This is a genomic window from Paractinoplanes aksuensis (assembly GCF_024137025.1).
Classification (GTDB): Bacteria; Actinomycetota; Actinomycetes; order Mycobacteriales; family Micromonosporaceae; genus Actinoplanes; species Actinoplanes aksuensis.
Genome location: NZ_JAMYJR010000008.1, coordinates 1 through 2,266 on the forward strand (window position 1 = coordinate 1; position 2,266 = coordinate 2,266).

Genomic DNA, 2,266 nt, shown 5'->3' on the forward strand with positions numbered 1-2,266 from the left:
AGCCCCGCACAGCGCGGCCCCGTACCGGGGCCGCGCGGCGGCGGGTCAGTCGGTGCCGGATTCCATGGCGGCCTGGTCGAGCAGGTCGTCCTCGACGGGGACGGCGCCGCGGGAGGCGATCTCTTCGGCGCCGCCGGCCGGGAGGGCGCCGACCAGGCCCTGAGGGCTGCCGACCATGCCGAGGCGGGCGTACTGCTCGAGCTTGGAGCGGCTGTCGGCGATGTCGAGGTTGCGCATCGTCAGCTGGCCGATCCGGTCGGCCGGGGCGAACGCCGGCGTCTCGGTGCGTTCCATCGACAGCTTGTCGGGGTGGTAGCTGAACGCCGGGCCGGTGGTGTTGAGCACCGAGTAGTCGTCGCCGCGGCGCAGCCGGAGCGTGACCTCGCCCGTGATCGCGTTGCCGACCCAGCGCTGCAGGGCCTCGCGCAGCATGAGCGCCTGCGGGTCGAGCCAGCGACCCTCGTACATGAGCCGGCCCAGCTTGCGGCCGTCGTTGTGGTAGCTGGTGACCGTGTCCTCGTTGTGGATCGCGTTGACCAGCCGCTCGTACGCGATGTGGAGCAGGGCCATGCCCGGCGCCTCGTAGATGCCGCGGCTCTTGGCCTCGATGATCCTGTTCTCGATCTGGTCGGACATGCCCAGACCGTGCCGGCCGCCGATCGCGTTGACCTCGAGCACCAGGTCGACCGCGGAGCCGAACTCTTTGCCGTTGACCGTGACCGGGCGGCCCTCGGCGAAGCCGATCGTCACGTCTTCGGTGGCGATGGCGACAGCCGGATCCCAGAACCGGACGCCCATGATCGGGTCGACCAGCTCGATGCCGTTGTCGAGGTGTTCCAGCGACTTGGCCTCGTGGGTGGCGCCCCAGATGTTGGCGTCGGTCGAATACGCCTTCTCGGTGGAGTCGCGGTAGGGCAGGTCGTGGGCGAGCAGCCACTCGCTCATCTCTTTGCGCCCGCCGAGCTCGGTGACGAAGTCTTTGTCGAGCCACGGCTTGTAGATGCGCAGCGACGGGTTGGCCAGCAGCCCGTAGCGGTAGAAGCGCTCGATGTCGTTGCCCTTGAACGTCGACCCGTCGCCCCAGATCTGCACCTGGTCCTCGAGCATGGCCCGCACGAGCAGCGTGCCGGTGACGGCCCGGCCCAGCGGCGTGGTGTTGAAGTAGGTGCGCCCGCCCGAGCGGATGTGGAACGCGCCGCAGGCCAGAGCGGCGAGCCCCTCTTCGACGAGGGCGTCGCGGCAGTCGACGAGGCGGGCCAGCTCGGCGCCGTAGGCCAGCGCCCGCGCGGGCACGGAGGTCACGTCGGGCTCGTCGTACTGGCCGATCTCGGCCGTGTAGGCGCAGGGCACAGCGCCCTTTTCGCGCATCCACGCGACCGCCACCGACGTGTCGAGGCCACCGGAGAACGCGATGCCGACCCGCTCACCGACCGGAAGAGAAGACAGAACCTTGGTCACACGAGGATTATGCACCATCCCGCATTTTCATGCGACCCGACACCCCCGGAGTGAGAACGCTCTGGTCCAGCCGCCCGGCCTCCACCGGGGCTTGACCGTCTCGCCGGCCTCGCTGATGACTGCCCAGCCTCCGGCTGTCGACCATCGTCGGCCGCAAGGTTTCCGCAAGCACGCCGTGGAAGGCTCCGGCGAGCGGAGACAGAGATGGATATCTCTCTCCGAGCATTCCGACCTCTGCGCGAAGGGAACAGTCTCGTGATGATCAAGCGATTCGCCGCAGGCCTCTCCATGGCCGCGGCGACAGCCACTGTCTCGATCCTCGCCACCGCGGCTCCCGCCTCGGCCGCCGCCTGCGGTACGCCCGGATGCGGCGGCATCGTCCAGAACACTGCCTCGTCCGGCATCGGCGTCTACGTCTCGAACTGCTGGACCGGCAGCGCTTCCACCTACAGCGGGGAGTCGCCGCCGTGCACGAACGGCCGCGTGAGCCTGAACCAAGCGAACGCGATGTACTTCGTGAGCCCGGGACAAACCACGAGGAACTGGCGGTACTACTACGACGTCGACGCCTACAAGGTCGGCGCGAACTGCGTCTTGAACAGGAGTGGCGTCATCACCGACCGGCGGGGGCTCGGGACGGTCTGGTACAAGATCACCGACGCGGCTCGGGTGAACGTCACGTCGTACCGTTGCTTCTGATCACCTGCTGATATCGGCGGGGGGGGGGGGGGGGGGGGGGGGGGGGGGGGGGGGGGCCGCCCCCCCCCCCCGGCCGGGGGGGGGGGGGCGGCGCGGGCGCGGGCCGCGC

At 69.8% G+C, this 2,266-nt stretch carries 2 protein-coding genes; one reads left to right on the forward strand and one right to left on the reverse strand.

Annotation, left to right across the window (positions count from 1 at the left end):
• Window positions 1-45 precede the first annotated feature (45 nt).
• On the reverse strand, window positions 46-1,458 hold the full coding sequence (argG, locus tag M1L60_RS08970; RefSeq protein WP_253236869.1) for an argininosuccinate synthase: 1,413 nt from the start codon (window positions 1,456-1,458) through the stop codon (window positions 46-48).
• Between the two features lie 258 nt (window positions 1,459-1,716).
• Here argG and M1L60_RS08975 point away from each other — a divergent pair, with 258 nt between their 5' ends.
• The gene (locus M1L60_RS08975) at window positions 1,717-2,157 is read left to right on the forward strand and encodes a hypothetical protein (protein ID WP_253236870.1); all 441 of its coding nucleotides are present in this window, start codon (window positions 1,717-1,719) and stop codon (window positions 2,155-2,157) included.
• The last annotated feature ends 109 nt before the right edge of the window (window positions 2,158-2,266 follow it).